Below are 25,863 nucleotides of genomic sequence, written 5' to 3' on the forward strand. Positions count from 1 at the left end.
CCTGTGATAAAAACTCGATTTTAACCTTAACAATTCTAAACATGTTTAACGTTTTTTTAAGAAATGAAATGCTATTAATTTATTGATATTTTTATAAAAAATATTTTTTCAGGCTGGATATATAAAAGCGTATGCATGCCATAAGACACTTCATATCGAAGCTACAGTCTTTTTAAACATCGCATCGTGGGGGTCTCTATCCAGAACAGTGTATGGCAGTTTTGATGCCCTGGTTCAGCGATAAGAACAGTGAGCTTAAGTGCGTTGGTTGCGGGGGAAAAAGTAACCCAGGCGTAACCCCAAACAGGTTTTTAAAGACAGTGGCTTATGTAACTTTTTGATTGAAATGGTGCCGATAATAGGAGTCGAACCTACGACCTTCGCATTACGAATGCGCTGCTCTACCAACTGAGCTATATCGGCCCTGCAAGAGGTGTTCACGAGCGTGAATCACGAGGCAAAAGGTTAGAACTTAGCGGGCGATGCGTCAATAGCCAGTGGAATCAACTGCCTATTTTTGCATCGCCCGTTCTCATTTACGCACGAATGGTATCGTCGCCGAAACCAATCCACTTATAAGTGGTTAACGCTTCCAGCCCCATCGGGCCGCGGGCGTGCAGCTTCTGGGTGCTGACCGCCACCTCCGCGCCAAGGCCGAACTGGCCGCCGTCGGTGAAGCGCGTGGAGGCGTTCACGTAGACGGCGGAAGAGTCCACTTCATTGATAAAGCGGTTGGCGTTACGCAGGGTGCGGGTCAGGATGGCGTCGGAGTGCTGGGTGCCATGTTCCCGAATATGGGCGATAGCCTCATCCATATCAGCCACCACTTTGACGTTCAGATCCAGCGACAGATACTCATCGTCATACTGCTCCGCTTTCACCGGCTCGACCTTCGCCGGGCCGTTCTGCAGCGCGGGCAGGGCGGAAGGGGCGGCGTGCAGGGTGACGCCGCTCTCGGCCATCTGCTTGCTCAACGCCGGCAGGAAGGTGTCGGCGATGTTGCGGTGCACCAGCAGCGTTTCCACGGTATTGCAGGTGCTCGGCCGCTGGGTCTTGGCATTGACGATGATCTTCAGCGCAGGGGCGATCTCGGCGGTTTCATCAACGAAAATATGGCACACGCCAATCCCGCCGGTGATCACCGGGATCGTTGACTGCTCGCGGCACAGCTTGTGCAGGCCAGCGCCGCCGCGGGGGATCAGCATATCGATGTATTTATCCATCTTCAGCATTTCGCCCACCAGCGCGCGATCCGGGCTCTCAATGGCCTGTACCGCGGCGGCCGGCAGACCGCACTCCTGCAGCGCCTGCTGGATCACCTTCACCGTGGCGGCGTTGGTGCGCCAGGTCTCTTTCCCGCCGCGCAGGATCGCTGCGTTGCCGGTTTTCAGACACAGGGAGGCGACGTCGACCGTCACGTTGGGTCGCGCTTCATAAATCACGCCAATCACCCCCAGCGGGACGCGGCGACGTTCAATACGCAGACCGCTGTCCAGTAGCCCGCCGTCGATCACCTGGCCGACCGGATCGGCCAGATTGCACACCTGGCGCACATCGCTGGCGATGCCGCTCAGGCGCGCCGGGGTCAGCGCGAGGCGATCAAGCATCGCTTCACTCAGGCCATTGGCGCGAGCTTCGGCTAAATCTTCCGCGTTGGCGCGCAGAATATCGTCGGTCTGCGCTTCCAGATAATCGGCGATCTTTTCCAGTACCTGGTTCTTTTCCCGGCTGGAGAGTAACGCCAGCTGCCAGGAGGCCGCTTTGGCGGCAATGCCCATTTGTTCCAGCATTTTCAGCTCCTTAACGGATGATCATATCATCGCGGTGGACGGCCACCGGGCCGTATTCGTAGCCCAGAATGGCATCGATTTGCTGCGAGTGCTGGCCGGCGATAAGGCGCAGCGCGTCGCTGTTGTAGCGGCTGACGCCGTGAGCGATATCGCGTCCTTCGCTATTGCGGATGCGGATCACTTCGCCGCGGGAGAAGTTGCCGCTGACGATTTTGATGCCTTTTGGCAACAGCGAGCTGCCTCTTTCGAGGATCGCCTGAGTCGCGCCCGCATCGACGGTCAGTTCACCGGCCGGCGGGGCGCCGAAGATCCAGCGCTTACGGTTCTCTAGCGGAGACTCCTGAGCGTGGAAGCAGGTGCCTACTGGCAGGCCTTCCATCGCATGGCCGATGACGTCCGGGCGGTTGCCAGCGGCGATAATGGTATCAATCCCCGCGCGGCAGGCGACGTCCGCGGCCTGCAGCTTGGTGCCCATGCCGCCGGTGCCGAGTCCGGAGACGCTGTCGCCGGCGATGGCGCGCAGCGCGTCGTCGATGCCGTAGACGTCTTTAATCAGCTCCGCCTGCGGGTTGCTACGCGGGTCGGCGGTGAACAGGCCTGGCTGGTCGGTTAACAGCAGCAGCTTATCCGCTCCGGCGAGGATCGCGGCCAGCGCGGAGAGATTGTCGTTATCGCCCACTTTGATTTCCGCGGTGGCGACGGCGTCGTTTTCGTTAATGACCGGGACGATGCTGTTATCCAGCAGCGCGCGCAGAGTGTCGCGGGCGTTGAGGAACCGTTCTCTGTCTTCCATGTCGGCGCGGGTCAGCAGCATCTGGCCAACGTGAATGCCATAGATAGAAAACAGCTGTTCCCACAGCTGGATCAGACGGCTTTGTCCCACCGCCGCCAGCAGCTGCTTGGAGGCGATGGTGGCGGGCAGTTCCGGGTAACCAAGGTGCTCGCGCCCGGCGGCAATGGCCCCGGAGGTCACGATGACAATACGGTGTCCCATGGCGTGCAGCTGTGCGCACTGGCGCACGAGCTCAACGATATGGGCGCGGTTCAGGCGGCGGGACCCGCCTGTTAAAACACTGGTGCCCAGTTTTACCACCAGCGTCTGGCTTTCACTCATGATTCTCTGCCGTTCAAAAGGAATATCGATATCGAGCTGATGTTGTAGCAGGAGTCGGCCCGCTTGCCAACACCCGGGGCGGCGGGCGCGCCATTTTATTGCGCGGGATCGGGCATTCTGGAGAGGGGATGTGACAAAAATATGTCAGATACATTTAAATACTCTTTTTTATAAAAAGTTCCACCTTGTCATAAATATTTAATCTCCCGGCGTTAAAAAACCTCCTGTTTTTGATGGGCGAGCGCCCGCAATTGAATAGCGCGTATAAATAAATCACCAGGACTGAATAATGAAAAAGAGTACTCTGGCATTAATGATGATGGGCTTTGTGGCTTCAACAGCGACGCAGGCAGCGGAAGTTTATAACAAGAACGCGAACAAACTGGATGTGTACGGCAAGATCAAAGCCATGCACTACTTCAGCGATTATGACAGCAAAGATGGCGATCAGACTTACGTGCGTTTCGGTATTAAAGGCGAAACGCAGATTAACGACGACCTGACCGGCTATGGCCGTTGGGAATCTGAATTCTCGGGCAACAAAACCGAGAGCGACTCGAGCCAGAAAACCCGTCTGGCATTCGCCGGGGTGAAGCTGAAGAACTACGGCTCCTTCGATTACGGTCGTAACCTTGGCGCCCTGTACGACGTGGAAGCCTGGACCGATATGTTCCCGGAATTCGGCGGCGATTCCTCTGCCCAGACCGATAACTTTATGACCAAACGCGCCAGCGGCCTGGCGACCTACCGCAATACCGATTTCTTCGGTCTGGTGGATGGTCTGGATATGACCCTGCAGTACCAGGGTAAAAACGAAGGCCGTGAAGCGAAGAAACAGAACGGCGACGGCGTTGGCACCTCATTAAGCTATGATTTCGGCGGCAGCGACTTCGCCGTCAGCGCGGCCTACACCAGCTCCGACCGTACCAACGATCAGAACCTGCTGGCCCGCGGCCAGGGTTCGAAAGCGGAAGCCTGGGCGACCGGCCTGAAATATGACGCCAACAATATCTACCTGGCGACCATGTACTCTGAAACCCGCAAGATGACCCCGATCAGCGGCGGTTTTGCCAACAAAGCGCAGAACTTTGAAGCGGTGGCGCAGTATCAGTTCGACTTCGGTCTGCGTCCGTCCCTCGGCTATGTGCTGTCGAAAGGGAAGGATATCGAAGGGGTGGGTAGCGAAGATCTGGTTAACTACATTGACGTGGGCCTGACCTACTACTTCAACAAAAACATGAACGCCTTCGTGGATTACAAAATCAACCAGCTGAAAAGCGATAACAAACTCGGCATCAACGATGACGACATCGTCGCGCTGGGTATGACCTACCAGTTCTGATTGACCGCAGAACCACCCGCCGCAGCCCTGGCTGCGGCTTTTTTTTTAGCGGCGATTCTTCGCCAGATGCAGGGTGTCGCTGTTCATGGTGATCTGCGCGTTATACTCCTTCGGCAGACGACGCGCCTGATAGAACGCCGATTCCCAGTAAGGGTTGTCCAGCGAAGAGCGCATCACGCCCTGGCTGCTCGAGGCGTGAAGGAAATTATGATCGGTATCGTAAAAGCCAACGTGCATCCCGGCCCGGGTGCGGAAGAAAACCAGATCGCCGGGACGTAAATCGCGTTTATTGACCCGCACGCCCATGTGCAGCAGCTCGCGGGTGGTGATCCGCTCCATCGGCAGGTTAAAGCGATCCTTCAACGTGCGCCAGACGAAACCCGAGCAGTCGACGCCGCTTTGTTCAGTACCGCCCCATTCATAGGGGGTTCCCTGCCAGGTGTGCATCTGATCATGCAGGGCCGCCACCACCGGGATCAGATCGTCCGATCCGCCGTCAATGGTCATATCAGCATGAGATTTTGTGTTCTTTGCCTGTTTCGGTGAGGAGGAGCATCCTGCCAACAACAAAAAAGGAATTAAAAAGAGAGCATGCGTCAGTTTTGGCTTCATATCGTTATTTTCGAAGTAGCAAGCAGACTGCTTTGTTTTATAGCCGATTAAAAAGAACGGCTGAATAAGCCGAGGCCGCCTTTACGTTTATTTACGATTAAAAATAAACAATCAGGCGAGAGATCACCCATAAAAGGCAGTTGTCACTTCCGAACGGCCTGTGCCAGGATTCTGATTAAACATTTCACGAGGCATTCCATGACGCATTACGCCATCTCTGGTGAGACTTTGCCCGGCGCCGCTTTCGACGCGGGGTGGATGACGTCTGCGCTTCATCATTGCTTCACCACGCTCTGCCCACCGCCTCCCCCTCCAGACCGGGTTGTTTTCGACGCTTAACGCCGTCTTTAGCAGGCGCTTACCTGCCGGTATGACGCTTGATACCTTGTGTTTGACGTTCTGGAGCATGCTATGCACGTTCGCTATTCTCTGCTCGCCTCGCAGGCGACAACGGCCATTTTTGTGCTGCTGTGGGGCAGCGCGGCCATCTTCACCCGCTGGGGACTGGACAACGCTTCGCCGATGGCGCTGCTGGTCTTTCGTTTTCTGATTGCCCTGGTCGCGCTGGCGCCGCTGGCCATCGTCCGTCGGCGCTGGCTACCCGCGCCGGGCACCCGCCTGCAGACAGCGGCCACCGGCCTGATGCTGATTGGCGGCTATTCGGTCTGTTACTTCGAGGCGATGGCTAACGGTGTGACGCCGGGACTTATCGCCACCATCATGGGGATCCAGCCCATCCTTACGCTTTGCGTGGTGGAGCGTCGCCTGCAGGGGCGGCGGCTGTCAGGACTGCTGATTGCCCTGGCGGGGCTGGTGCTGCTGGTGTGGCGCAGCCTGGCGGCCTCGCCGATGGCGATGGTGGGGATCCTGTTTGCGCTGGCGGCTCTGCTGCTGATGACCTTTGGCGCGCTGTGGCAAAAGCGCAGCCGTCAGGCGCCGGCGGATGTCCTGCCGCTGCAGTACGCCGTCAGTCTGGGGCTGTGCCTGCTGATTGCCCCGGTCAGCGGCTTCCGGTTTACCGTTAACGCCGGGTTGATTATTCCGGTGCTGTTTCTCGGGCTGCTGATTTCGGTGGTCGCCCAGCTGCTGCTGTATCGTCTGCTGAGCGCGGGAAATATTGTCAATGTCACCAGCCTCTTTTATCTGGTGCCAGCGATCACGGCGCTGCTGGATTATCTGCTGCTGGGCAACCGGCTGCCGGCGGCGGCGATGGTCGGTATGGTGGCGATCATCGGTGGGATCGTGCTGGTGTTCCGCACCGCGAAGGTCCGCGCCGGCTGATGGCGAGCCGGGCGCTTTGGCGTCCGGTTCATTTTCCTGTCATCTTTTTTACGCATGCTCCCGGCAGCTTATTTTGACCAGTAAGGGAAAGTACCATGGGCAACACGCTGACGATTTTTGATCTCGATAACACCCTGATACAGGGCGATAGCAGTACGGTCTGGAGCCAGTTTATGGTTCGCGAAGGGCTGGCGACGCAGAAGGGGTATCTTGCCCGCGAGGCGCGGCTAATGGCGGATTATGACCGGGGAGAGATGAATATCGCCGATTATGTGGCCCTGATCCAGGCGCCGCTGGCCGGAATACCGAAGTCGGACGTTGATGCGCTGGTGGCCCGCTGCGTGCGCGAGGCGATCCTGCCCCGGGTCTATCCGCAGGCGTGGGAGCTCATTCGTCGTCTGCGGGCCGAGGGGGAGCAGATGCTGATTATCTCCGCCTCGGTTAGCCTGCTGGTGCAGGCGGTGGCCGCCGCGCTGGAGATTGATCAGGCGCTGGGCATTGACGTGGAGATGGTCGACGGCGGCTACAGCGGGGTCATTGCCGGGATCCCCAGCTATCAGCAGGGGAAGGTGGCGCGTCTGGCGCAGTGGCGCGAGACGCATCCGCAGTATGACGGCGAGGTGACTTTCTATACCGATTCCATTAACGATCTGCCGCTGTGCCTGCATGCGGATCGCGTGCGGCTGGTCAATCCCTGTCCGCAGCTGCAGGCGGCGGGTGCCGGATATGGCTGGCCGGTGCTGAGCTGGCGGCTGGAATAGCGGAGCGGATAAATATTTCTTCGGGTTCAGCCGTTCCAGGCCGGATAAGCCCTGTAGGCCGGGTAAGGCGCCAGCCGCCACCCGGCGAAATATCGGCGCAACCGGAAATGTCCCTGCTCGCGCTACGCTTAGCAGGGCTACCACTCCTGTGTTATTTCCGGGCACATTGCGCTCCCAATATTTTTTCTGCGCTATGTCACTCATGGCGCAGGGAGCGCACAGGGGGCGGCCAGTCGCCGCCGCCCCCTGTACCCCCGGGCTCCGGCCAGCAACATCGCCACTGCGTGGTGCCTTCGACTTATCCCTGCAGGCTTCGGGTCGGGCCGAGGCAGCATCCCTGCAAAACACGGCCCTCAGCCCGCATCCATGCGGGCTGCCCCGGCCTTCCGGGAACGTCTCAGCGATGTTGAGGCCGCCAGTACCGGCAGTTTCAGTTGCCCCAGGCCCGGCGGTGAGTCAACAGCCAGTCCTGGACGAGTAGGCCGGATAAGGCGAAGCCGCCATCCGGCGCAAAGGTGTGCTAGCGTCCGCCCTGATACAGCGGCACCGCGGCGCCGCCGATATAGCGACGGCGCAGCCAGGCGGAAAGGGTGTCCATGATCATCACCACCGCCACCAGCAGCAGGGTGATAAACATCACCACATCCCAGTTCCACAGGCGCATGTTCTCGGCATAGATAAGCCCGATACCCCCGGCGCCGACGAAGCCCAGCACCGCCGCGGAGCGGGTGTTGGATTCAATCTGATACAGGCTCAGGGCGAGGAAGGTTGGGAACGACTGGGTAAAAATGCCAAAGCGATGCTTTTGCAGGCCGTTCGCGCCCACGGCGGTCAGCCCGCGCCCGGGCGAGCGGTCCACGGCTTCGTGTCCTTCCGCGTACAGCCGTCCCAGCAGACCGGTGTCCTGCATGATGATCGCCAGCACCCCAGCCAGCGGCCCGAGGCCGACCGCGCGCACGAAAATCAACCCCCAGATAGCCATGTCGATCCCGCGCAGCACATCAAACAGGCGGCGCATCAGCAGGGCAAGGGTCCCCAGCACCACGCCGCGCATGATGTTGCGGGCGGCAAAGAAGGAGAGCAGCAGCGCCAGCACCGTGGCGGTCAGCGTCCCGGCGAAGACGATAGCCAGGGTGATGCCGATTTGCGTGAAGTAATAGCCGAACGGCCAGTTCCAGAAGTCGTGCCAGACGAACATCCGCGCCAGGTAGCGGCCAATCTGCTGCAGACCGGTGGTCAGCTGCTCGCCGCTGATGCCAAACTGCAGAAAAAACCAGACGTAATAGAGCACGCAGGCCAGCGCCACCAGCCCGACGTAGCGCAGGTAGCGCCCCTGGACCTGATAGAGCTGTTTATGCTGCCGCCGGCTGGCGGCGATATCCGGTTGCATGTGCCAGACGCTCATTTCTTACCCTCCAGTACCCACAGGCGCAGACGACCGGACAGCATGTCCAGCGCCGACACCACCAGAATGATCAGCAGCAGGGTGATGCTCACCTGATCGTAGCGGTCGAGCTTGATATTGGTCATCAGCTCCTGGCCGATACCGCCCGCACCCACCAGCCCGAGAATCGTCGACGAACGGAAGTTGATTTCAAGCCGCATAAAGCCGTAGGAGAGAAACAGCGGTTTCACTTGCGGCCACAGGGCGAAGCGGATTTTCTGCAGCGGCGACGCGCCGCAGGCCGCCAGGCCGCGTACCGGTTTGTTTTGCGCGCTCTCCACCGCCTCGTAGAACAGTTTGGTCAGGCTGCCGACGGTGTGCAGCATCAGCGCCAGAAAGCCCGGGATCGCGCCGATACCGAACGCCATGACAAAGATCACCGCCCACGCCAGCTCGGGCATGGTGCGCAAAAACGCCACCAGTACCCGAATGGCAAAGCGTACCGGCGCCGGGGTCCAGGCGTTGTTGGCGGCGAGGAACGCGAAGATGGTGGCAATGGCGACCGCCACCAGCGTCGAGGCCAGCGCCAGCTGCAGGGTTTCCCAGATGAGCGGCAGCTGGATCGGCAGGCGATAGCCCCACCAGGCCAGCGAGCCTTTGGTCTGCACATCGGCGAACAGGTTACCGGCACTCAGAGGCGGAATGGTCTCTGCCATATAGTCAAAGAAGTGGGGCAGCGAGTGCCAGATGGTCAGCAGATTAAATTCTGCGGCGCTGCCGGCGGCAAAATAGAGCGCCAGCAGGAGTAACGACCAGCAGACGGTATCGCGCTTTTGCCGCGAGCGTACCTGCTGATAATAGCGTTCAAATTCGGTGTGGGTCGTCTTCATGCGTCGGGGATCTTCAACGTAGCGCCGCCGCTCACCCTGGGGGCAAGCAGGCGGCGTTGAGGCAGGATTAACGCGCGCTCACCAGCTCGCGTTTCATGTCGATAATCTGCTGGAAGTCAGCCACGCTGCCCGGACCGATGTGCTGGGTACCGCCCATCGCTTTGATAAAGCAGGCGTGATCCTCGGTGTCCAGTTTTTTCACTGCCGCCACGACCTTCGCCTTAAAGTCCGCCGGCAGCGCATTGCTTACCAGGATCGGGCCGTTCGGGATCAGCGGTGATTGCCAGATAATGCGGATCTGCTTCATCAGATCCGGATGATCCATGCGAATCAGACGGTTGAACGCGCCGGTGGTGTAGCCGGTGTTGTAATCGCCGACCATCGAGGTCCAGGTGACCGCGCCCGCGAACTGGCCGTTCAGCACGCCGAGAATGTCCTGCTCGTGGCCGCCGGAGAAGGTGACGCTGGAGAAGGTATTGTTGTATTTGTTGTCGGCGTTACCGCCAAATTTTTCTTTAAACGCATGGTTAGGGATCAGATACCCGGAAGTGGAATCCGGATCGGCGAAGCCGAACGCTTTACCTTTTAAATCGTCCAGCGTTTTGTACGGGGAGTCGGCTTTGACGATCACCACGGAGTGATAGCCGCGAGACTGATCTTTATCGTCCACGGCGATGCCGACGATATCCACGGCTTTCGGGTTATTGATATAAACCGAAGCGTAAGAGGAGGGGGACATGCTCAGCACCACGTCGACTTTACCCCCCAGCAGACCCTGGATCACCCCGGAATAGTCGGAAGAGTTACGCAGTTTGGTATCCACGTTCAGCTCTTTATCGAGGAAGGTCTTCACACACTGGTTATCACCGATTTGCTGGGTGGCGTTCTGCCCGCCGAGAATGCCCAGATTCAGCTCTTTCGGCTGCGCTGCCGCCGCCTGCCATGCCATCATCATGCCCGCGACCACTGCGGATAAACGAACTGCGCCAGTCATATATTTTTTCATTATGTTGCCCGTGTGAGTGAAATTAATGCAATTGGCTAACTTCATCGCCGTACAGCTGCTGCAGCACATCCTGCGTCAGCCGGGAGGGGTGATCGTCAAAAATAAGCTGGCCGCTGGCGACGCCGATAACCCGGGTGCAGTAGGCCTTCACCAGCTCTACCGAATGCAGGTTCACCATCACGCTGATGCCCTGCTCGCTGATCTCGCGCAGCACATCCATGATGCGCTGGGTGTTCTTCGGATCCAGCGAGGCGACAGGTTCGTCGGCCAGCAAAATGCCGGGGTTTTGCATCAGCGCCCGGCAGATTGCCACCCGCTGCATCTGTCCCCCGGAGAGATTCTCCGCCCGCTGCAGCGCGTGCGGCAGCATGTTCATCCATTCGAGCAGCGCAATGGCGCGCGCCCGGTCGGCGGCGGGGAAAATTTTAAACAGCGACTTCAGGGTTGAAGTCTGGCTGAGGCGGCCAAGCAGGACGTTGGTGAGCACGTCGAGGCGCGGTACCAGGCAGAAGTCCTGAAAGATCATCCCGCACTGACTGCGCCAGGCGTTGAGTGAGCGGCCTTTCAGCTTTGAGACATCGTGTGGCATACCGACTTCCGGATAGCTAAGAATTTCACCGCCGCTGGCGCTGTGCGTACCATTAAGGACATGCAGGAGCGTCGATTTACCGGCGCCGGAGCGGCCAATGACCCCGACCATTTCACCGGCGTGCAGGTCAAAGCTGATGCCGTCCAGCACCTTGTGCTGAGCATGATAGGCTTTCGTCAGGTTACGCACGCTTAAGACCTTCCGCTGCAGGCCGGCATCGAGATCGGTGAACGGCTGGAAATCAGTTTCGGCCACCGCGGCAAGAGAGCTGTTCATAAGAGTGTCCAGGTTCGTCATTAACTGGGCACTATTAATAGGTCTTTATATGAAATTTCGATGACGGTATTGCGAACAAAGCGTGAACAGGCGGGAAAAGGCGGGGATGACAGGCCGACCGCGCGGCTTGCTGACCGCTGGCGAAGCCTTGAAAAGCGGCTATGCTTTCGGGGGGCGCGAAGGCAGGCGCAGCCGTGACGGCAGGCACCTATCGGCAAAACTCGTTTTATCTTGCTAATGAGGTCTGTTTAATCGAATAGATAATGCTTCTACCTTTGTTTAGCATTCATCATTCCGCAGAATTAACATATGCATAACTATTTTGTGCGGCAGGTTAATCTATTCATGTGACTTATGAATTGGTAAATCATCCTGGTTATTGCTTATATTCAGATTTATATTCTTTATTTTGTTGTTAATTTGGTTTATTTGACAACTCCAGCCTGCCCCTCATTAAGAATATTCCTAACATAATAGGGCGAAGATCCTGGGTAATATAAAGCACAAGTAAGAATTGAGGGTAATATTGCCAATAACCTCATGAAAATAAATGTCTTTTTCCACTCCTCAAAAATCCGATATTTTCAGTTTTTGTAAATATTGACCCAGGCACGAAATTGATTGCCTGTCCGCGTGTTGACACTCCATAGGAAAAAACTTAAATTCAACGCCATGCAGAAATAATTAAAATTAAACCCGGCTTATCAAATATTGATAAGTAATGCGTGTCTTATTTAATGGCGATTTATTAAAGGAAGCGAATACGCCAGTTAACTTTGTAGGCCTGGCAAACAGTGAAGTTGTAAAAATGATTACTTCAAGGACTATGAGGTTAAAAACTATATGGAATATAAATGCTGTTCCGATAAGTACATTTGGTCTGCCCATGACTCCTACTTCTATAAAGGACTATCCGAACTCATTCTGGATATCGATGAATTAATTTATCTGTCGCAGGAGAAGATTAGAAAGGATTTTGTGTTTATCAATCTCAACACGGCTTCTTTAAATGAATTTATCAGGCGCGATAGCGAATGGCTATCCGCGGTAAAGGGGAAACAGGTCGTATTGATTGCGGCCAGGAAATCAGAAGCCTTAGCAAATTACTGGTATTACAATAGCAATATTCGCGGCGTGGTATATGTTGGCCTGAGTCGCGATATTAGAAAAGAACTGGCCTACGTAATTAATGGCAGATTTCTCCGCAAAGATATTAAGAAAGATAAAATTACTGACCGGGAAATGAAAATAATCCGCATGACCGCTCAGGGCATGCAGCCGAAATCGATCGCCAGAATTGAAAATTGTAGCGTGAAGACAGTATATACCCATCGGCGCAATGCTGAGGCCAAACTGTATTCCAAAATATATAAGTTAGTTCAGTAACACCCAGGCAATATTGTTTTTTAAATGGTTCACCGGGACATCATGTCCTTAATTCAACTCAGGATGAAAAAGCGATGAAAAAAAAGGTTCTGGCAATAGCTCTGGTAACAGCGTTTACCGGTATGGGTGTGGCGCAGGCTGCTGACGTAACGGCTCAGGCTGTTGCGACCTGGTCGGCGACCGCTAAAAAAGACACCACCAGCAAGCTGGTTGTGACCCCGCTCGGCAGCCTGGCATTCCAGTACGCCGAAGGCATTAAAGGCTTTAACTCGCAGAAAGGTCTGTTTGACGTGGCGATTGAGGGTGACGCAACGGCGACCGCCTTTAAGCTGACCTCGCGCCTTATCACCAACACCTTAACCCAGCTGGACACCTCCGGCTCCACGCTGAGCGTGGGTGTGGATTATAACGGCGCCGCGGTCGAAAAAACGGCAGATACCGTGATGATCGATACCGCTAACGGCGTGCTGGGCGGCAACCTCAGCGCGCTGGCTAATGGCTACAACGCCAGCGGCCGTACCACCGCGCAGGATGGTTTCACTTTCTCCATCATCAGCGGCACCACCAACGGCACCACCGCAGTGACCGATTACAGCACCCTGCCGGAAGGGATCTGGAGCGGCGACGTCAGCGTCCAGTTCGACGCCACCTGGACCAGCTGATCCTTCTGATGCACCAGCAGGGGGGGCTCCCCCTGCTTTTTTCACGGACGGAATTGTTATGAAAAAGCACCTTCTGGCTCTCGGGCTGCTGCTTGTCGGGGTGTCGCCGGCGCAGGCGCTGGATGTCGGCGATATCTCATCTTTTATGAACAGCGGCAGCAGCACGCTGAGCAAAACAATCAAGAACAGCACAGACAGCGGTCGACTGATCAATATCCATCTCGAACGGCTCTCTTCCCCGCTGGATGGTGGGCAGGTTATCCCGATGGATAAACCGGATGAGGTGCTGCTTACCCCCGCCAGCCTGCTGCTACCCGCTCAGGCCAGCGATGTCATCCGTTTCTTCTACAAAGGCCCGGCGGATGACAAAGAGCGTTACTACCGCATTGTCTGGTTCGATCAGGCACTCAGCGATGCCCAGCGCGATAACGCCAACCGCAGCGCGGTAGCGACGGCGTCCGCCCGCATCGGCACCATTCTGGTGGTGGCGCCCCGGCAGGTGAATTACCGCTTTCAGTACGCCAACGGCTCTCTGACCAACACCGGGAATGCGACGCTGCGGATCCTCGCCTACGGCCCTTGCCTGAAGGCCGCCGACGGTAAGGAGTGTAAAGAGAATTACTACCTGATGCCGGGTAAATCGCGCCGTTTTACGCAGGTGGACACGGCGAATAAAAAAGGACGGGTTGCGCTTTGGCAGGGTGAGCAGTTTGTTCCCGTGAAATAGACAGTTGTGCAGATGGATAACGACGATGCCTCTACGACGGATTTCCCCAGGACTGAAAACGCAGCTTGCCTTCGGCATGATCTTTTTGTTCGTTCAGCCCGACGCCAGCGCTGCTGCCGTACGTGCCCAGCAGATTGGCGGGGTGATTATTCCGCAGGCCTTCAGCCGGGCGCTGCAGGACGGTATGAGCGTCCCGCTCTATATTCATCTTGCCGGCAGCCAGGACACCCGTGACGATCAGCGGATCGGCAGCGCCTTTATCTGGCTGGACGACGGCCAGCTGCGTGTCCGGCAGATCCAACTGGAGGAGAGCGAGGGGAACGCCAGCGTCAGCCAACAGACCCGACAGCAGCTGATCGGCCTGGCCAACGCCCCGTTCAGCGAGGCACTCACCATTCCCCTGACCGACAGCGCGCAGCTGGATCTCAGCCTGCGTCAGCTGCTGCTGCAGCTGGTGGTCAAACGCGAGGCGCTGGGCACCGTGCTGCGCTCGCGCAGCGAAGATATCGGTCAGTCCAGCGTGAACACCCTCAGCAGCAACCTGAGCTATAACCTCGGCGTCTATAACAACCAGATGCGCAATGGCGGGAGCAACACCTCCAGCTACCTGTCGCTGAACAACGTCACCGCGCTGCGAGAGCATCACGTGGTGCTCGACGGCTCGCTGTACGGGATCGGCAGCGGTCAGCAGGACAGTGAATTATATAAGGCCATGTATGAGCGCGATTTCGCCGGCCACCGCTTTGCCGGCGGGATGCTCGACACCTGGAACCTGCAGTCCCTGGGACCGATGACCGCTATTTCGGCCGGCAAGATTTACGGCCTTTCCTGGGGGAATCAGGCCAGCTCCACCGTCTTCGACAACAGTCAGTCGGCCACGCCGGTGATTGCCTTTTTACCGGCGGCGGGCGAGGTGCATCTCACCCGTGACGGCCGGTTGCTGAGCGTCCAGAACTTCGCCATGGGCAACCATGAAGTGGATACCCGCGGCCTGCCGTACGGTATTTACGACGTGGAAGTGGAGGTGATCGTTAATGGTCGGGTGGTCAGCAAACGCACCCAGCGGGTCAATAAGCTGTTCAGCCGGGGACGCGGCATCGGCGCGCCGCTGGCGTGGCAGGTATGGGGCGGCAGTTTCCATATGGATCGCTGGTCGGAAAGCGGCAAAAAGACCCGGCCGGCAAAAGAGAGCTGGCTGGCAGGCCTCTCGACCTCCGGGTCGCTCAGCACCCTGAGCTGGGCGGCAACGGGCTATGGCTACGACAACCAGGCGGTGGGGGAAACCCGCCTGACGCTGCCGCTGGGCGAGTCGATCAACGTTAACCTGCAGAATATGCTGGCCAGCGACAGTTCCTGGAGCAGCGTCGGCAGCATCAGCGCTACGCTGCCGGGAGGCTTCAGTTCAGTGTGGGTCAACCAGGAGAGAACCCGCATTGGCGATCAATTGCGGCGCAGCGATGCCGACAACCGGGCGATTGGCGGCACCCTCAACCTGAACGCGCTGTGGTCGAAGCTGGGGACGTTCAGCGTCAGCTACAACGATGACCGCCGCTACAACAGTCATTACTACACAGCGGATTACTATCAGACGGTCTACAGCGGCGCGTTTGGATCGCTCGGCCTGCGGGCGGGGATCCAGCGCTATAACAATGGCGACAGCAGCGCCAACACCGGGAAATATATCGCTCTCGATCTCTCGCTGCCGCTGGGCAACTGGTTCAGCGCCGGGATGACCCATCAGAACGGCTACACCATGGCTAACCTCTCAGCGCGCAAGCAGTTTGATGAAGGCACTATTCGCACCATCGGCGCCAATCTGTCGCGGGCCATCTCCGGCGATACCGGGGATGACAAAACCCTCAGCGGCGGAGCGTATGCCCAGTTCGACGCCCGCTACGCCAGCGGCACGCTGAACGTCAACAGTGCGGCGGACGGCTACGTCAACACTAACCTCACCGCCAGCGGCAGCGTCGGCTGGCAGGGCAAAAACATCGCCGCCAGCGGACGAACCGACGGTAACGCCGGAGTGATCTTCAACACCGGGCTGGAGGACGATGGTCAGATTAGCGCCAGGGTTAACGGGCGGATTTTCCCGCTCAGCGGCAAGCGTAACTACCTGCCGCTCTCTCCCTATGGCCGCTATGAGGTGGAGCTGCAGAACAGCAAAAACTCGCTCGATAGCTATGACATCGTCAGCGGGCGTAAGAGTCATCTGACCCTTTATCCGGGCAACGTCGCAGTGATTGAGCCAGAGGTGAAGCAGATGGTCACCGTCTCCGGTCGTATTCGTGCAGAAGACGGCACGCTGCTGGCGAATGCGCGGATTAACAACCATATCGGCCGTACCCGGACCGATGAAAACGGCGAGTTTGTCATGGACGTGGATAAGAAATACCCCACTATCGATTTCAGCTACGGCGGCAATAAAACCTGCGAAGTGGCGCTGGAGCTCAGCCAGGCACGCGGCGCCGTCTGGGTCGGGGATGTGGTCTGCAGCGGCCTCTCGTCGTGGGCGGCGGTGCAGCAGACAGGAGAAGAGAATGAAAGTTAATGCACTGATGGCGCTGGCGATCCTCGCGCTGCTTTGGCCGGCAGCCGCACTCAGGGCGGCGGTGACCAAGACCACCTGGTCGGATGCGCCGGCGCGCGAGTTTGTGTTTGTTGAAAACAACTCCGACGACAACTTTTTCGTCACCCCCGGCGGGGCGCTGGATCCGCGTATGACCGGCGCTAACCGCTGGACCGGCTTAAAATACACCGGCTCCGGCACCATTTATCAGCAGAGTCTCGGCTATATCGATAACGGCTACAACACCGGGCTCAATGCCAACTGGAAGTTTGATATGTGGCTGGAAAATTCGCCGGTTTCGCACCCCTTAACCGGCCTGCGCTGCATCAACTGGTACGCCGGGTGCGATATGGCCACCAGCCTGATCCTGCCGCAAACCACCGACGCCAGCGGGTTTTATGGCGCGACGGTGACCAGCGGCGGCGCGAAGTGGATGCACGGCATGATGTCGGACGCGTTTTATCAATATCTGCAGCAGATGCCGGTCGGCGGCAGCTTTACGATGACCATCAATGCCTGTCAGACCTCGGTGAACTACGATGCCAGCAGCGGTGCGCGCTGTAAGGATCAGGCCTCCGGTAACTGGTATGTGCGCAACGTCACCCACACCAAAGCCGCGAACCTGCGGTTGATTAATACCCACTCGCTGGCGGAGGTGTTTATCAACAGCGACGGCGTGCCGACCCTGGGAGAAGGGAACGCCGACTGCCAGACGCAGACCATCGGCAGCCGCGCAGGATTAAGCTGTAAGATGGTCAACTATACCTTGCAGACCAACGGCTTAAGCAACACCTCGATCCATATTTTCCCGGCGATCGCCAACTCGTCGCTGGCCTCGGCCGTCGGGGCGTACGATATGCAGTTCAGCCTCAACGGCAGCTCCTGGAAGCCGGTGAGCAATACCGCTTATTACTACACTTTCAACGAGATGAAGAGCTCAGACTCGATCTATGTTTTCTTCTCCAGCAACTTCTTTAAGCAGATGGTGAATCTCGGGATCAGCGATATCAACACCAAGGATCTGTTCAACTTTCGCTTTCAGAACACCACTTCGCCGGAGTCAGGCTGGTATGAGTTTTCCACCTCCAACACGCTGATTATCAAGCCCCGTGATTTCAGCATCAGCATTATCTCGGACGAATATACCTCGGCGCCGTCGCGCGAGGGATATGTCGGCAGCGGCGAACCGGCGCTCGATTTCGGCTACATCGTCACCACCAGCGGTAAAACGGCCGCCGATGAAGTGCTGATCAAGGTGACCGGACCGGCGCAGGTGATTGGCGGGCGTTCCTACTGTCTCTTCAGCTCTGATGACGGTACGGCGAAAGTGCCGTTCCCGGCGACGCTCTCTTTTATCACCCGCAGCGGCACGACGCAGACCTACGATGCCGGGTGCGATGACAGCTGGCGGGATATGACCGATGCGCTGTGGCTGACCACGCCATGGACCGATATCTCCGGCGAAGTGGGGCAGATGGATAAGACCACGGTGAAATTTTCGATTCCGATGGATAACGCCATTTCGCTGCGGACGGTAGACGATAACGGCTGGTTTGGCGAAGTCAGCGCTTCAGGAGAGATTCATGTCCAGGCGACGTGGCGCAACATTAACTAAGGCCCTGCTGACGGTGGGCTGCCTGCTGGCAGCGCCGCTGGCGCAGGCGATCTCGGTCGGCAACCTGACCTTTTCCCTGCCGGCCGAAGCGGATTTCGCCAGTAAACGGGTGGTCAACAACAATAAAAGCGCGCGGCTGTACCGCATCGCCATCAGCGCCATCGATCGTCCGGGCGGCAGCGAAGTACGCTCCCGGCCGGTGGATGGCGAACTGCTGTTTGCCCCCCGCCAGCTGGTGCTGCAGGCAGGTGAGAGCGAGTATTTTAAATTTTACTATCATGGCCCGCGGGATAACCGCGAGCGCTACTATCGGGTCTCGTTTCGCGAAATCCCCACCCGCAACCTGACGAGGCGCAGCCCGACCGGCGGCGAGGTCAGCATGGAGCCGGTGGTGGTGATGGATACCATTCTGGTGGTGCGCCCACGCGAGGTGCAGTTTAAATGGTCTTTCGATAAGGTGGCCGGGACGGTGAGCAACACCGGCAATACCTGGTTCAAGCTGCTGATTAAACCCGGATGCGATTCGACCGAAGAGGAGGGGGACGCGTGGTATCTGCGTCCTGGCGACGTGGTTCGCCAGCCGGCATTGCGCCAGCCGGGGAACCACTATCTGGTTTATAACGACAAATTTATTAAGATCAGCGATACCTGCCCGGTGAAGCCCCGTCCCGCGGAGTGAGCCTTATCCGGCGGTCGCGCGGCGGGTAAAACGCCGGCTGGCCAGCAGGCTCAGACCGCAGCACAGCAGGTAGTACACCGCGCCGGTGAAGACGAAGATCGCCAGGGGATAGATTTGCACCCGGTTGTTGACCTGACCGGCCACGGTGGTCAGCTCCGGGACGTTGACGATAAACGCCAGCGACGTGTCTTTCAGCAGGCCGATAAAGATCCCCACCAGCGAGGGCTGAACATTGCGCAGCGCCTGCGGGAGCAGCACCAGGCGCAGCGTTTGCCCGGGGGCGAACCCCTGGGTCAGCGCCGCCTCATACTGTCCTTTCGGCAGCGACTGCAGCCCGGCCAGCACCGAGTGCATCACCGATGCGGCGGTAAACCACGCCAGCGCCAGGGTCACGGTCACCGCGCCGGGCAGATCGCCGCCGGTCAGCATCGGCAGCAGATACCACAGCCAGAAGATGACAAATATCAGCGGGATGCCGCGAATAATTTCCGCCCACAGAAACAGCAGACGCCGCACCAGCCCCCCGTAGCGCCAGGCCAGGCCCGCCAGCGCAATGCCTCCCGGCAGCGCCAGCAGGGTGGCGCCGATGGCCATCAGCAGGGTCAGCGCCACGCCGCCGGGCTGGCCCTCCGCCAGTCGGCCCCACAGCAGGTAATCGAGGTTATCGGCGATCACCGCCAGATTAGCGTTCATGTTGGGCGCTCCGTTGCAGTTTTCTTCCCGGGCCGAGACGCGTTAGCGCCACGCCCATCGCCACCCCCAGCGCCAGGTACAGCGCGGTACCGACGGCAAACGCCTCCAGGGCGTGCGCGTTATAGCTCTCAATCTGTCGTACCTGATAGGTCAGTTCCGCAAAGCCGATGCCGCTGGCCAGCGATGAGAGTTTCATCAGGTTAAGATACTGGCCGACAATCGGCTGCCAGGCGTTGGCCAGCCCCTGCGGCAGGAGGATAAAGCGCAGCTCCTGCCACGGGGTAAAACCCTGCGACAGCGCGGCTTCCCGCTGCCCGTGGCTGACGGCGCGCAGTCCGGAGGCGATCTCTTCCACCAGAAAGGCGGAGGTAAAGACCCCCAGCCCCCACATCGAGCAGAGGAACTCCGGCGTCAGCCACCAGACGTTACCCGGCAAAATGGACCAGGCGTGTTCGTCGTTCACCACCTCCTTCACCGCCAGTGGCAGCAGGTTCCAGGCGGCAAAGTACCAGAACAGCAGCTGGACCAGCAGCGGAGTGTTGCGAAACAACGAGACCCACGCGGCCACCAGTCCGCGCCCCGCGCGGCCGCCGCCGAGGCGCAGGGCCAGCAGCAGGACCGCCAGCAGGGTGGCGAGCAGGATCCCGGCGACGCTGACCCAGACGGTGGTGAGAAAACCAGAGATAATCCATTGCAACGGCTGCCCGCTCAGGACGCCGTGCCAGTCAAGCATCGGCGTCACTCGAGGCTCTCCTGGTGCAGCGGATCCAGCACCTTCTGCAGAAAACGCCGTGCACGGGCATGCTGCGGATGGGCGAAAAACTCAGCCGGCGGGGCGACCTCGAGAATGTCGCCGCCGTCGATAAACACCACCCGGTCGGCAATTTCGCGGGCAAACTGCATCTCATGGGTCACCACCAGCATGGTGATCCCGCTGTGGGCGAGGGTTTTCATCACCTGCAGCACTTCGCCGATCATCTCCGGGTCGAGCGCCGAGGTGGGCTCATCGAACAGGATAATCTGCGGCGAGGAGGCCAGGGCGCGGGCGATCGCCACTCGCTGCTGCTGGCCGCCGGAGAGCTGCGCCGGCATCTGCTGCGCTTTTTCTTCCAGTCCGACCTGGCGCAGCAGCGCCAGCGCCCGCTCCTGAGCCGCGCTTTTCCCCCAGCCGTGAACGCGCTCCAGCGCCAGCGTGATGTTCTCCTGCGCCGTCAGGTGGGCGTAAAGGTTGAACTGCTGGAAGACAAAGCCGACGCGGCTGCGCAGCTGGCGCAAGGCGCTGCCGCTCAGCCGGCTGGTCGGTTTATCGTCGATCAGGATCTCGCCGCCGCTTAAGGATTCGAGCTGGTTGATCAAGCGGATCAGCGTCGATTTTCCCGAACCGGAAGGGCCGAGGATCGCCACCACTTCGCCGGGCTCGACCTGCAGGTTGATGGCGTTTAGCACCTGATGATCGCCGTAGCGCTTGGCCACATCACGGAACGTAATGCTGGCGCGCTGCAGACGTGAAAAATCCGCGGCCGGGGCCGCGGAGTGGGAGAGTAAACCCGAGAACATATTATTTCGCTTCTATGGTAAAGGCGCGCGGCTGCGGCGTTTTAGTGGCAGGTCCAAACCAGACATCATAGATTTTCGCGGCTTCGCCGGTTTTCTCCAGCTTCACCAGCTCATCGTTAACGGCTTTCAACAGGGCCGGTTCGCCTTTCTTCACTCCCACGCCAATCTCTTCTTTGCTGAGCAGGTCGGGCAGAATTTTAAACTTGGCTTTATCCGGCGCTTCCGCCAGCAGACCGGCGAGGATGGTGCTGTCCTGGGTGATGGCCTGGACGTTGCCGTTGCGCAGGGCGGTCAGGGCCAGCGGAATATCGTCATAGGAGAGGACGCGAGCCTGCGGGAAACGCTGGTGCAGGGCCTGTTCGCCGGTGGTGCCTTTCACCGCGCCGATGCGCGCTTTGCTGTACTCATCAAGCTTATCCGGAGAGCCGGCAGGCACGAGGAACTGCTGGCCGGTGACGAAATACGGCGTTGAGAAATCAATAACCTGGGCCCGCTCCGGGGTGATGGTAATGTCGGCGACGATCAGGTCGGCTTTGCCGGACTGCAGCAGCGGAATACGGTTGGCCGGGTTGGTGGCCACCAGCTCGAGTTTGACGCCGAGCGCTTTCGCCAGCGCCTGGGCAAAGTCGACATCATAGCCGACGATATGGTGGGTTTTGGCATCCACGGAGCCGAACGGCGGGTTGGCGTCGAAGGTGGCGACTTTCACGACGCCGGCGGCTTTGATGTCAGCCAGCTGGTCTGCCTGTGCCTGAGACGCGAGCAGCAGCATACCCAGCGCCAGTGCAATTTTTGTGGTTTTATTGCGCATGTTTTTTCCCCTGAATCCCTGTTTTGTTTTGTGGACATCACGCTCCCACAAATTCCCCGTCGGCGGCAAAGAAGAAAAAATTCTTATCTATAACGAAAAAGAACTTAACAAACCTGTGGGTATTCTTTATGCGCCGCTGGCGTTTTACCGGCGCGGCAACGATTGCCGGGCGGTTCCCTCTCCCTCCGGAGAGAGTGGGAGGGGTAGGGGTAATTTTCCGTTCATCGTGCGCATGGGCGTTAGCCCCTCGGTGTATACCGGGGCTGTAACGATTGCCGGGTGGTTCCCTCTCCCTCAGGGAGAGGGTTAGGGTGAGGGGATAGGAGCGGGCGTAATATGCGCCAGCCAGGATTGCAAATTCGGAATTAATATTTCCCGCGCCCGACCAACTGTGGTTGAAATAGACCCAGGCGATTCGCTTCCCGACAGAGGAGAAAATGAAAGTGGCATTGTGGCAACGATTAACGGGCTGGCTGGCTTTTTTGTCCAACGGTGAAGCCGGACAGCAGGATACCCAGCGCGTCATGGAGGCGATACTGCCGGTGGCCAGCCTCTACGGCGTGGACATTGGCAACGTGGAAACCCGGTGGTTCCGTCATGATAAGACATACTGAGCGACGCAGGACGCGAGAAGCCTACTGGAACGAGGTGTGCTTTGTGTAGCAAGAGACTGCCTGAGGTTGCGGCAACACAGGATGCGCCGCCGCAGCCCAGGCAGTTTTGACCACGCTTATCCCCCCAGATACATCCGCTTAATTTCCGGGTTAGTCAGCATCTCCCGCGCCGCGCCTGACAAGGTGATCCGGCCATTCTCCAGGACATACGCCCGATCGGCGATAGCCAGCGCGGCCGTCGCATTCTGCTCCACCAGCAGCACCGTCATATTATCTTCGCGCAGTTGCTTAATGATGCCGAACAGCTCGCCGACAATTTTCGGCGCCAGCCCGAGGCTCGGTTCATCCAGCATCAATAACACCGGCTCGCTCATCAGCGCCCGGGCGATGGCCAGCATCTGCTGCTCGCCGCCGCTCATGGTGCCCGCCATCTGATGGCGTCGTTCCTTGAGCCGTGGAAAGAGGGCGTACATGCGATCGCGCAGGCGGGTGTAGCCGGCGAGATTATTGTAAGCGCCCATGCGCAGGTTCTCTTCGATGGTCAGGTTGGTAAAGACCCGACGTCCCTCCGGCACCAGCGCCAGTCCGCGGCGCACAATCTGGTGGGTCTGGCTGCGTGAGATATCGTCGTTGAGGAAGCTGACGCGCCCGCTGGAGCGCACCAGGTTGACGATCCCGTTGAGGGTGGAGGTTTTACCGGCGCCATTGCTGCCGATCAGGGTGACGATCTCCCGGTCATAGACGTCGATATCAACGCCTTTCAGCCCCTGGATCACGCCGTAAAAGACCTTCAGTTCCCGGGCGTTAAGCATAATTGGCTTCTCCCAGATAAGCGGAAATGACGTCAGGATGCTGGATCGCCTCGGCCATCAGGCCGCTGAACAGCGGCTTACCATACTCCAGCACCATCACCCGCTCGCACAGGCGATTGACGAAGGGCATATCGTGCTCAATTAGCAGGACGCTGAGCTGATAGTCATGTCGCATGCGGAAGATAAGCTCCGCCAGGTCCTCGGTTTCCTTCGGGTTCATCCCGGCGGCCGGCTCATCGAGCAGCAGCAGCTTCGGCGCGGTGGCCAGCGCGCGGGCGATCTCCACTTTGCGCTGGTTGCCATAGCTTAGGTTTGTGGCTTGCATATGCGCGAAGTGGGCGATACCGATGTCCTCCAGGATGGCCATGGCTTTGGCCTTCGCCGCCCGCTCGGCCGGAAAGTAGCGGCCAATATGCAGAGCTGCCTCCAGCAGCGAGTAGCGGCTGGCGCGGTCGAGTCCGACCATCACGTTCTCCAGCACCGTCATGGAGTTAAACAGACGGATATTCTGGAAGGTACGGGCGATCCCGGCGTTCACCACCTGGTTGGGCTTCAGCCCCTTCAGCGACGTACCCGCCAGGGTGACGTTGCCGCTGGTGGGTTTATAGTTGGCGGTGATGACGTTAAACAAAGTGGTTTTGCCCGCGCCGTTAGGGCCGATAAGGCCAAAGATCTCCGCTTCATCAACATGGAAGCTGACGTTGTCGATGGCCCGCAGGCCGCCAAACTGCATGGTGACGTCCTGCACCTGCAGGATAACGTTATTTTCCGCCATAGCTGCTGTTCCTTCTTCCCATCTGCCAAATCTCTTTTTTCCCCAACAGCCCTTCGCGGGCGAAGAGCATGATGATCAGCAACAGCAGGGAGAAGACCACCATTCGCAGGCCCGGATAGGCGCCAAGATCGTGGCCGAAAAACTGCAGCGGCTGGTCGAGGAAGCGCAGCCATTCGCCGCTGCCGACCACCAGTACGGTGCCGAGCAGGGCGCCGGTGGTGCTGCCGAGTCCGCCGAGGACGATAATAATCAGCAGCTGGAAGGTGAGCATAAAGTCGAACAGCCCCGGGGAAATGGTGGTCAGCAGCGAAGCCAGCAGACCACCGCCGATCCCTTCGAAGAAGGCGCTGGTGGCGAAGGCGCAGGTTTTGATGCGGAAGGTGTTGACCCCCATGGCGATCGCCGCATCTTCATCGTCGCGAATGGCTTTCATCATCCGGCCATACTTCGACCACACCAACTGAAGGATCATGCCGGTGGCCAGCAGGGCGAACAGCCCGCACCAGAACAGGAGATGCGGCTGCTGCGGAATATCGTTCAGCCCGATGGCGCCGTTGGTGATTTGCGGATTGTTAATAGCGAGGATCTTGATGATAAACCCAAAGCCGAGGGTGACAATGGCCAGGTAGTCGCCACGCACCCGGAAGACCGGCACGGCGAGGCACACCGCCAGCGCCGCCGCGCACAGGCCGCTTATCAGCAGGGCAGGGAGGAAGCCTGCGTGCAGGCTGAGGATCCACGGGCTGGGGGCGGCCATTTCAAACATGTCTACCTTGCTGTCGCTGGAGAGGATCAGCAGGGCGGTGACGTAGGCGCCCACCGCCACGAAGCCGTTCGGCTCCAGCGACAGCTGGCCGGTCACGCCGTTGATCAGGTTGTAGCTGACCGCAAGGATCATAAAGATAAAAATGGTGCTGATGACACGAACAATGTAGTCATTGAAAACCACGTTGATTCCGGCCAGCAGCGCGATACAGATGACAATAATGGCCAGGTTGCGCAGCTGCGCCCCGGCGGTCGTCGTCGCGTTGAGCATCAGAAACGGCTCCTTTCCAGACGTTCGTCGCCCATAATGCCGACCGGGCGGAACAAGAGGACCAGAATCAAGAACAGGAAGGCGAAAGCGTCTTTATAGCCGCCCAGTTCGGGGAAGATCGCCACGGCGACCACTTCGGTAAAACCGAGGATAAAGCCGCCCAGCACCGCGCCGGTGACGCTGCCGATCCCGCCCAGCACGGCGGCGGCGAAGGCCTTCAGGCCGATAAGCACGCCCATCAGGGGATCGATAGTGGGGTAGCTGATGGAGTAGAACACGCCGCCGAGCGCCGCGAGACTACTGCCGAGGGCGAAGACCAGGGAGATGATCCGGTTGGCGTCAATGCCCATCAGGCGCACGGTGTTGACGTCAAAGGCCACCGCGCGGATCGCCATCCCATAGCGGGTGCGGTACAGCAGCCAGAGGATCGCCAGCAGCAGCAGGACGGTGATCAGCGGCACAATCCACGCCACGTTGGTAATGATGACGCTGCCGAAGGCGCGGGTCTGGTTGAAAAAGTCAGGGGCGGAGAAGAAGCGTGAGCTGCCGCCGAACAGCACGTTAAACAGGTTTTCGAGGAAGAAGCTGACGCCGATGGCGGTGATCAGCATGGAGATTTTCGAGGCCTGACGCAGCGGACGATAGGCGACCCGGTCAATCAGCATACCAAACAGGCCGCACAGCCCGAGGGTCAGGAAAACGGCTACCCCGAAGGGTAGCCCAACTGAAGAAAATAAAAACAGCGTACTAAACGCGCCGACCATCATCACGTCCGCATGGGCGAAGTTGATCAGCCGTAGCACGCCATAAACCATCGTATAACCGATGGCAATCAGGGCGTACATGCCCCCAAGACTCATTCCATTGACCACTTGCTGGAGA

General features: G+C 58.6%; 25 protein-coding genes and 1 tRNA gene. 10 read left to right on the forward strand and 16 right to left on the reverse strand.

Annotated features, from left to right (window positions below; genetic code table 11):
- Positions 1-347 precede the first annotated feature (347 nt).
- The 3 genes from CW267_RS15550 to proB all read right to left on the reverse strand — a co-directional run bounded on the left by CW267_RS15550 (position 348) and on the right by proB (position 2,904).
- A tRNA-Thr gene (locus CW267_RS15550) sits at positions 348-423 on the reverse strand.
- Between the two features lie 113 nt (positions 424-536).
- On the reverse strand, positions 537-1,790 hold the full coding sequence (proA, locus tag CW267_RS15555; RefSeq protein ID WP_004147253.1) for a glutamate-5-semialdehyde dehydrogenase: 1,254 nt from the start codon (positions 1,788-1,790) through the stop codon (positions 537-539).
- Between the two features lie 10 nt (positions 1,791-1,800).
- A complete protein-coding gene (proB, locus tag CW267_RS15560; RefSeq protein WP_008805306.1) occupies positions 1,801-2,904 on the reverse strand; it encodes a glutamate 5-kinase in 1,104 nt (367 codons plus the stop codon).
- Positions 2,905-3,193: 289 nt separating this feature from the next.
- Here proB and phoE point away from each other — a divergent pair, with 289 nt between their 5' ends.
- A complete protein-coding gene (phoE, locus tag CW267_RS15565; RefSeq protein WP_008805307.1) occupies positions 3,194-4,246 on the forward strand; it encodes a phosphoporin PhoE in 1,053 nt (350 codons plus the stop codon).
- 45 nt (positions 4,247-4,291) lie between these two features.
- On the opposite strand, the gene CW267_RS15570 is transcribed toward phoE, so the two are convergent.
- A complete protein-coding gene (locus tag CW267_RS15570) occupies positions 4,292-4,858 on the reverse strand; it encodes an NlpC/P60 family protein (RefSeq protein ID WP_004222859.1) in 567 nt (188 codons plus the stop codon).
- A gap of 411 nt (positions 4,859-5,269) precedes the next feature.
- On the opposite strand from CW267_RS15570, the gene CW267_RS15580 reads away from it, so the two are divergent.
- Together CW267_RS15580 and CW267_RS15585 are read left to right on the forward strand one after the other, a co-directional pair.
- Positions 5,270-6,139 carry a DMT family transporter gene (locus CW267_RS15580; protein ID WP_044613410.1) on the forward strand — a complete coding sequence of 290 codons (870 nt, stop codon included), beginning with the start codon at positions 5,270-5,272 and terminating at the stop codon, positions 6,137-6,139.
- Positions 6,140-6,234: 95 nt separating this feature from the next.
- Positions 6,235-6,900 carry an HAD family hydrolase gene (locus CW267_RS15585; RefSeq protein ID WP_064166483.1) on the forward strand — a complete coding sequence of 222 codons (666 nt, stop codon included), beginning with the start codon at positions 6,235-6,237 and terminating at the stop codon, positions 6,898-6,900.
- A 520-nt stretch (positions 6,901-7,420) separates the two neighbouring features.
- On the opposite strand, the gene phnE (CW267_RS15600) is transcribed toward CW267_RS15585, so the two are convergent.
- The 4 genes from phnE (CW267_RS15600) to phnC all read right to left on the reverse strand — a co-directional run bounded on the left by phnE (CW267_RS15600) (position 7,421) and on the right by phnC (position 11,045).
- Positions 7,421-8,305: a phosphonate ABC transporter, permease protein PhnE gene (gene phnE / locus CW267_RS15600; protein ID WP_012968865.1), complete on the reverse strand. Its 885-nt coding sequence runs from the start codon at positions 8,303-8,305 to the stop codon at positions 7,421-7,423.
- Positions 8,302-9,174, reverse strand: coding sequence for a phosphonate ABC transporter, permease protein PhnE (gene phnE / locus CW267_RS15605; RefSeq protein ID WP_012968864.1), 873 nt, complete (start codon positions 9,172-9,174; stop codon positions 8,302-8,304). Before phnE (CW267_RS15605) ends, phnE (CW267_RS15600) begins: the two co-directional genes overlap by 4 nt.
- Before the next feature lie 67 nt (positions 9,175-9,241).
- Positions 9,242-10,180 (reverse strand): phosphonate ABC transporter substrate-binding protein, encoded by a 939-nt coding sequence (phnD, locus tag CW267_RS15610; protein ID WP_032691132.1) that lies wholly within the window; start codon positions 10,178-10,180, stop codon positions 9,242-9,244.
- A 22-nt stretch (positions 10,181-10,202) separates the two neighbouring features.
- Positions 10,203-11,045, reverse strand: coding sequence for a phosphonate ABC transporter ATP-binding protein (gene phnC / locus CW267_RS15615; protein ID WP_012542738.1), 843 nt, complete (start codon positions 11,043-11,045; stop codon positions 10,203-10,205).
- A gap of 843 nt (positions 11,046-11,888) precedes the next feature.
- Between phnC and ecpR the strand changes: the two genes are divergently transcribed.
- From ecpR to CW267_RS15645, 6 genes are all read left to right on the forward strand, one after another.
- Positions 11,889-12,431 carry an ECP biosynthesis operon DNA-binding transcriptional regulator EcpR gene (gene ecpR / locus CW267_RS15620; protein ID WP_008805314.1) on the forward strand — a complete coding sequence of 181 codons (543 nt, stop codon included), beginning with the start codon at positions 11,889-11,891 and terminating at the stop codon, positions 12,429-12,431.
- A 74-nt stretch (positions 12,432-12,505) separates the two neighbouring features.
- Positions 12,506-13,093: a common pilus major fimbrillin subunit EcpA gene (ecpA, locus tag CW267_RS15625; protein WP_012542737.1), complete on the forward strand. Its 588-nt coding sequence runs from the start codon at positions 12,506-12,508 to the stop codon at positions 13,091-13,093.
- Positions 13,094-13,151: 58 nt separating this feature from the next.
- Positions 13,152-13,820, forward strand: a complete 669-nt coding sequence (locus tag CW267_RS15630; protein WP_008805316.1) for a fimbrial chaperone EcpB — start codon at positions 13,152-13,154, stop codon at positions 13,818-13,820.
- A 25-nt stretch (positions 13,821-13,845) separates the two neighbouring features.
- Positions 13,846-16,371 carry a fimbrial usher EcpC gene (gene ecpC / locus CW267_RS15635; RefSeq protein WP_012542736.1) on the forward strand — a complete coding sequence of 842 codons (2,526 nt, stop codon included), beginning with the start codon at positions 13,846-13,848 and terminating at the stop codon, positions 16,369-16,371.
- A complete protein-coding gene (gene ecpD / locus CW267_RS15640; RefSeq protein ID WP_012968862.1) occupies positions 16,361-18,004 on the forward strand; it encodes a fimbrial adhesin EcpD in 1,644 nt (547 codons plus the stop codon). Before ecpC ends, ecpD begins: the two co-directional genes overlap by 11 nt.
- Entirely contained in the window at positions 17,973-18,683 is a 711-nt protein-coding gene (locus CW267_RS15645) for a fimbria/pilus periplasmic chaperone (RefSeq protein ID WP_012542735.1), read from the forward strand. The genes ecpD and CW267_RS15645 overlap by 32 nt, the downstream gene beginning before the upstream one ends.
- Positions 18,684-18,686: 3 nt before the next feature.
- Here the strand turns inward: CW267_RS15645 and CW267_RS15650 are convergent, their stop codons facing one another.
- From CW267_RS15650 to CW267_RS15665, 4 genes are read right to left on the reverse strand one after another with little or no spacing between them, the layout of a single operon-like run.
- A complete protein-coding gene (locus CW267_RS15650) occupies positions 18,687-19,376 on the reverse strand; it encodes an amino acid ABC transporter permease (RefSeq protein ID WP_008805320.1) in 690 nt (229 codons plus the stop codon).
- Positions 19,366-20,118, reverse strand: coding sequence for an amino acid ABC transporter permease (locus CW267_RS15655; RefSeq protein WP_012968860.1), 753 nt, complete (start codon positions 20,116-20,118; stop codon positions 19,366-19,368). The genes CW267_RS15650 and CW267_RS15655 overlap by 11 nt, the downstream gene beginning before the upstream one ends.
- Complete coding sequence (locus CW267_RS15660) at positions 20,115-20,933, reverse strand: amino acid ABC transporter ATP-binding protein (protein WP_008805322.1); 819 nt, start codon at positions 20,931-20,933, stop codon at positions 20,115-20,117. Before CW267_RS15660 ends, CW267_RS15655 begins: the two co-directional genes overlap by 4 nt.
- A gap of 1 nt (position 20,934) precedes the next feature.
- Positions 20,935-21,744, reverse strand: coding sequence for an ABC transporter substrate-binding protein (locus CW267_RS15665; RefSeq protein ID WP_002890106.1), 810 nt, complete (start codon positions 21,742-21,744; stop codon positions 20,935-20,937).
- Between the two features lie 437 nt (positions 21,745-22,181).
- Here CW267_RS15665 and CW267_RS15670 point away from each other — a divergent pair, with 437 nt between their 5' ends.
- Positions 22,182-22,358, forward strand: a complete 177-nt coding sequence (locus tag CW267_RS15670; RefSeq protein WP_012542732.1) for a hypothetical protein — start codon at positions 22,182-22,184, stop codon at positions 22,356-22,358.
- A 116-nt stretch (positions 22,359-22,474) separates the two neighbouring features.
- Here the strand turns inward: CW267_RS15670 and CW267_RS15675 are convergent, their stop codons facing one another.
- The 4 genes from CW267_RS15675 to CW267_RS15690 all read right to left on the reverse strand — a co-directional run.
- Complete coding sequence (locus tag CW267_RS15675) at positions 22,475-23,170, reverse strand: ABC transporter ATP-binding protein (protein ID WP_016160359.1); 696 nt, start codon at positions 23,168-23,170, stop codon at positions 22,475-22,477.
- Complete coding sequence (locus CW267_RS15680) at positions 23,163-23,945, reverse strand: ABC transporter ATP-binding protein (RefSeq protein WP_008805323.1); 783 nt, start codon at positions 23,943-23,945, stop codon at positions 23,163-23,165. Before CW267_RS15680 ends, CW267_RS15675 begins: the two co-directional genes overlap by 8 nt.
- Positions 23,932-24,981: a branched-chain amino acid ABC transporter permease gene (locus CW267_RS15685; RefSeq protein WP_008805324.1), complete on the reverse strand. Its 1,050-nt coding sequence runs from the start codon at positions 24,979-24,981 to the stop codon at positions 23,932-23,934. The genes CW267_RS15680 and CW267_RS15685 overlap by 14 nt, the downstream gene beginning before the upstream one ends.
- Positions 24,981-25,863: branched-chain amino acid ABC transporter permease (locus CW267_RS15690; protein WP_206054909.1), on the reverse strand; the 883-nt coding region annotated here is incomplete at its 5' end. The genes CW267_RS15690 and CW267_RS15685, both read right to left, overlap by 1 nt.

The sequence above is a fragment of the Klebsiella sp. X1-16S-Nf21 genome, from assembly GCF_002837615.1.
In the GTDB taxonomy this organism is placed as follows: domain Bacteria; phylum Pseudomonadota; class Gammaproteobacteria; order Enterobacterales; family Enterobacteriaceae; genus Klebsiella; species Klebsiella variicola.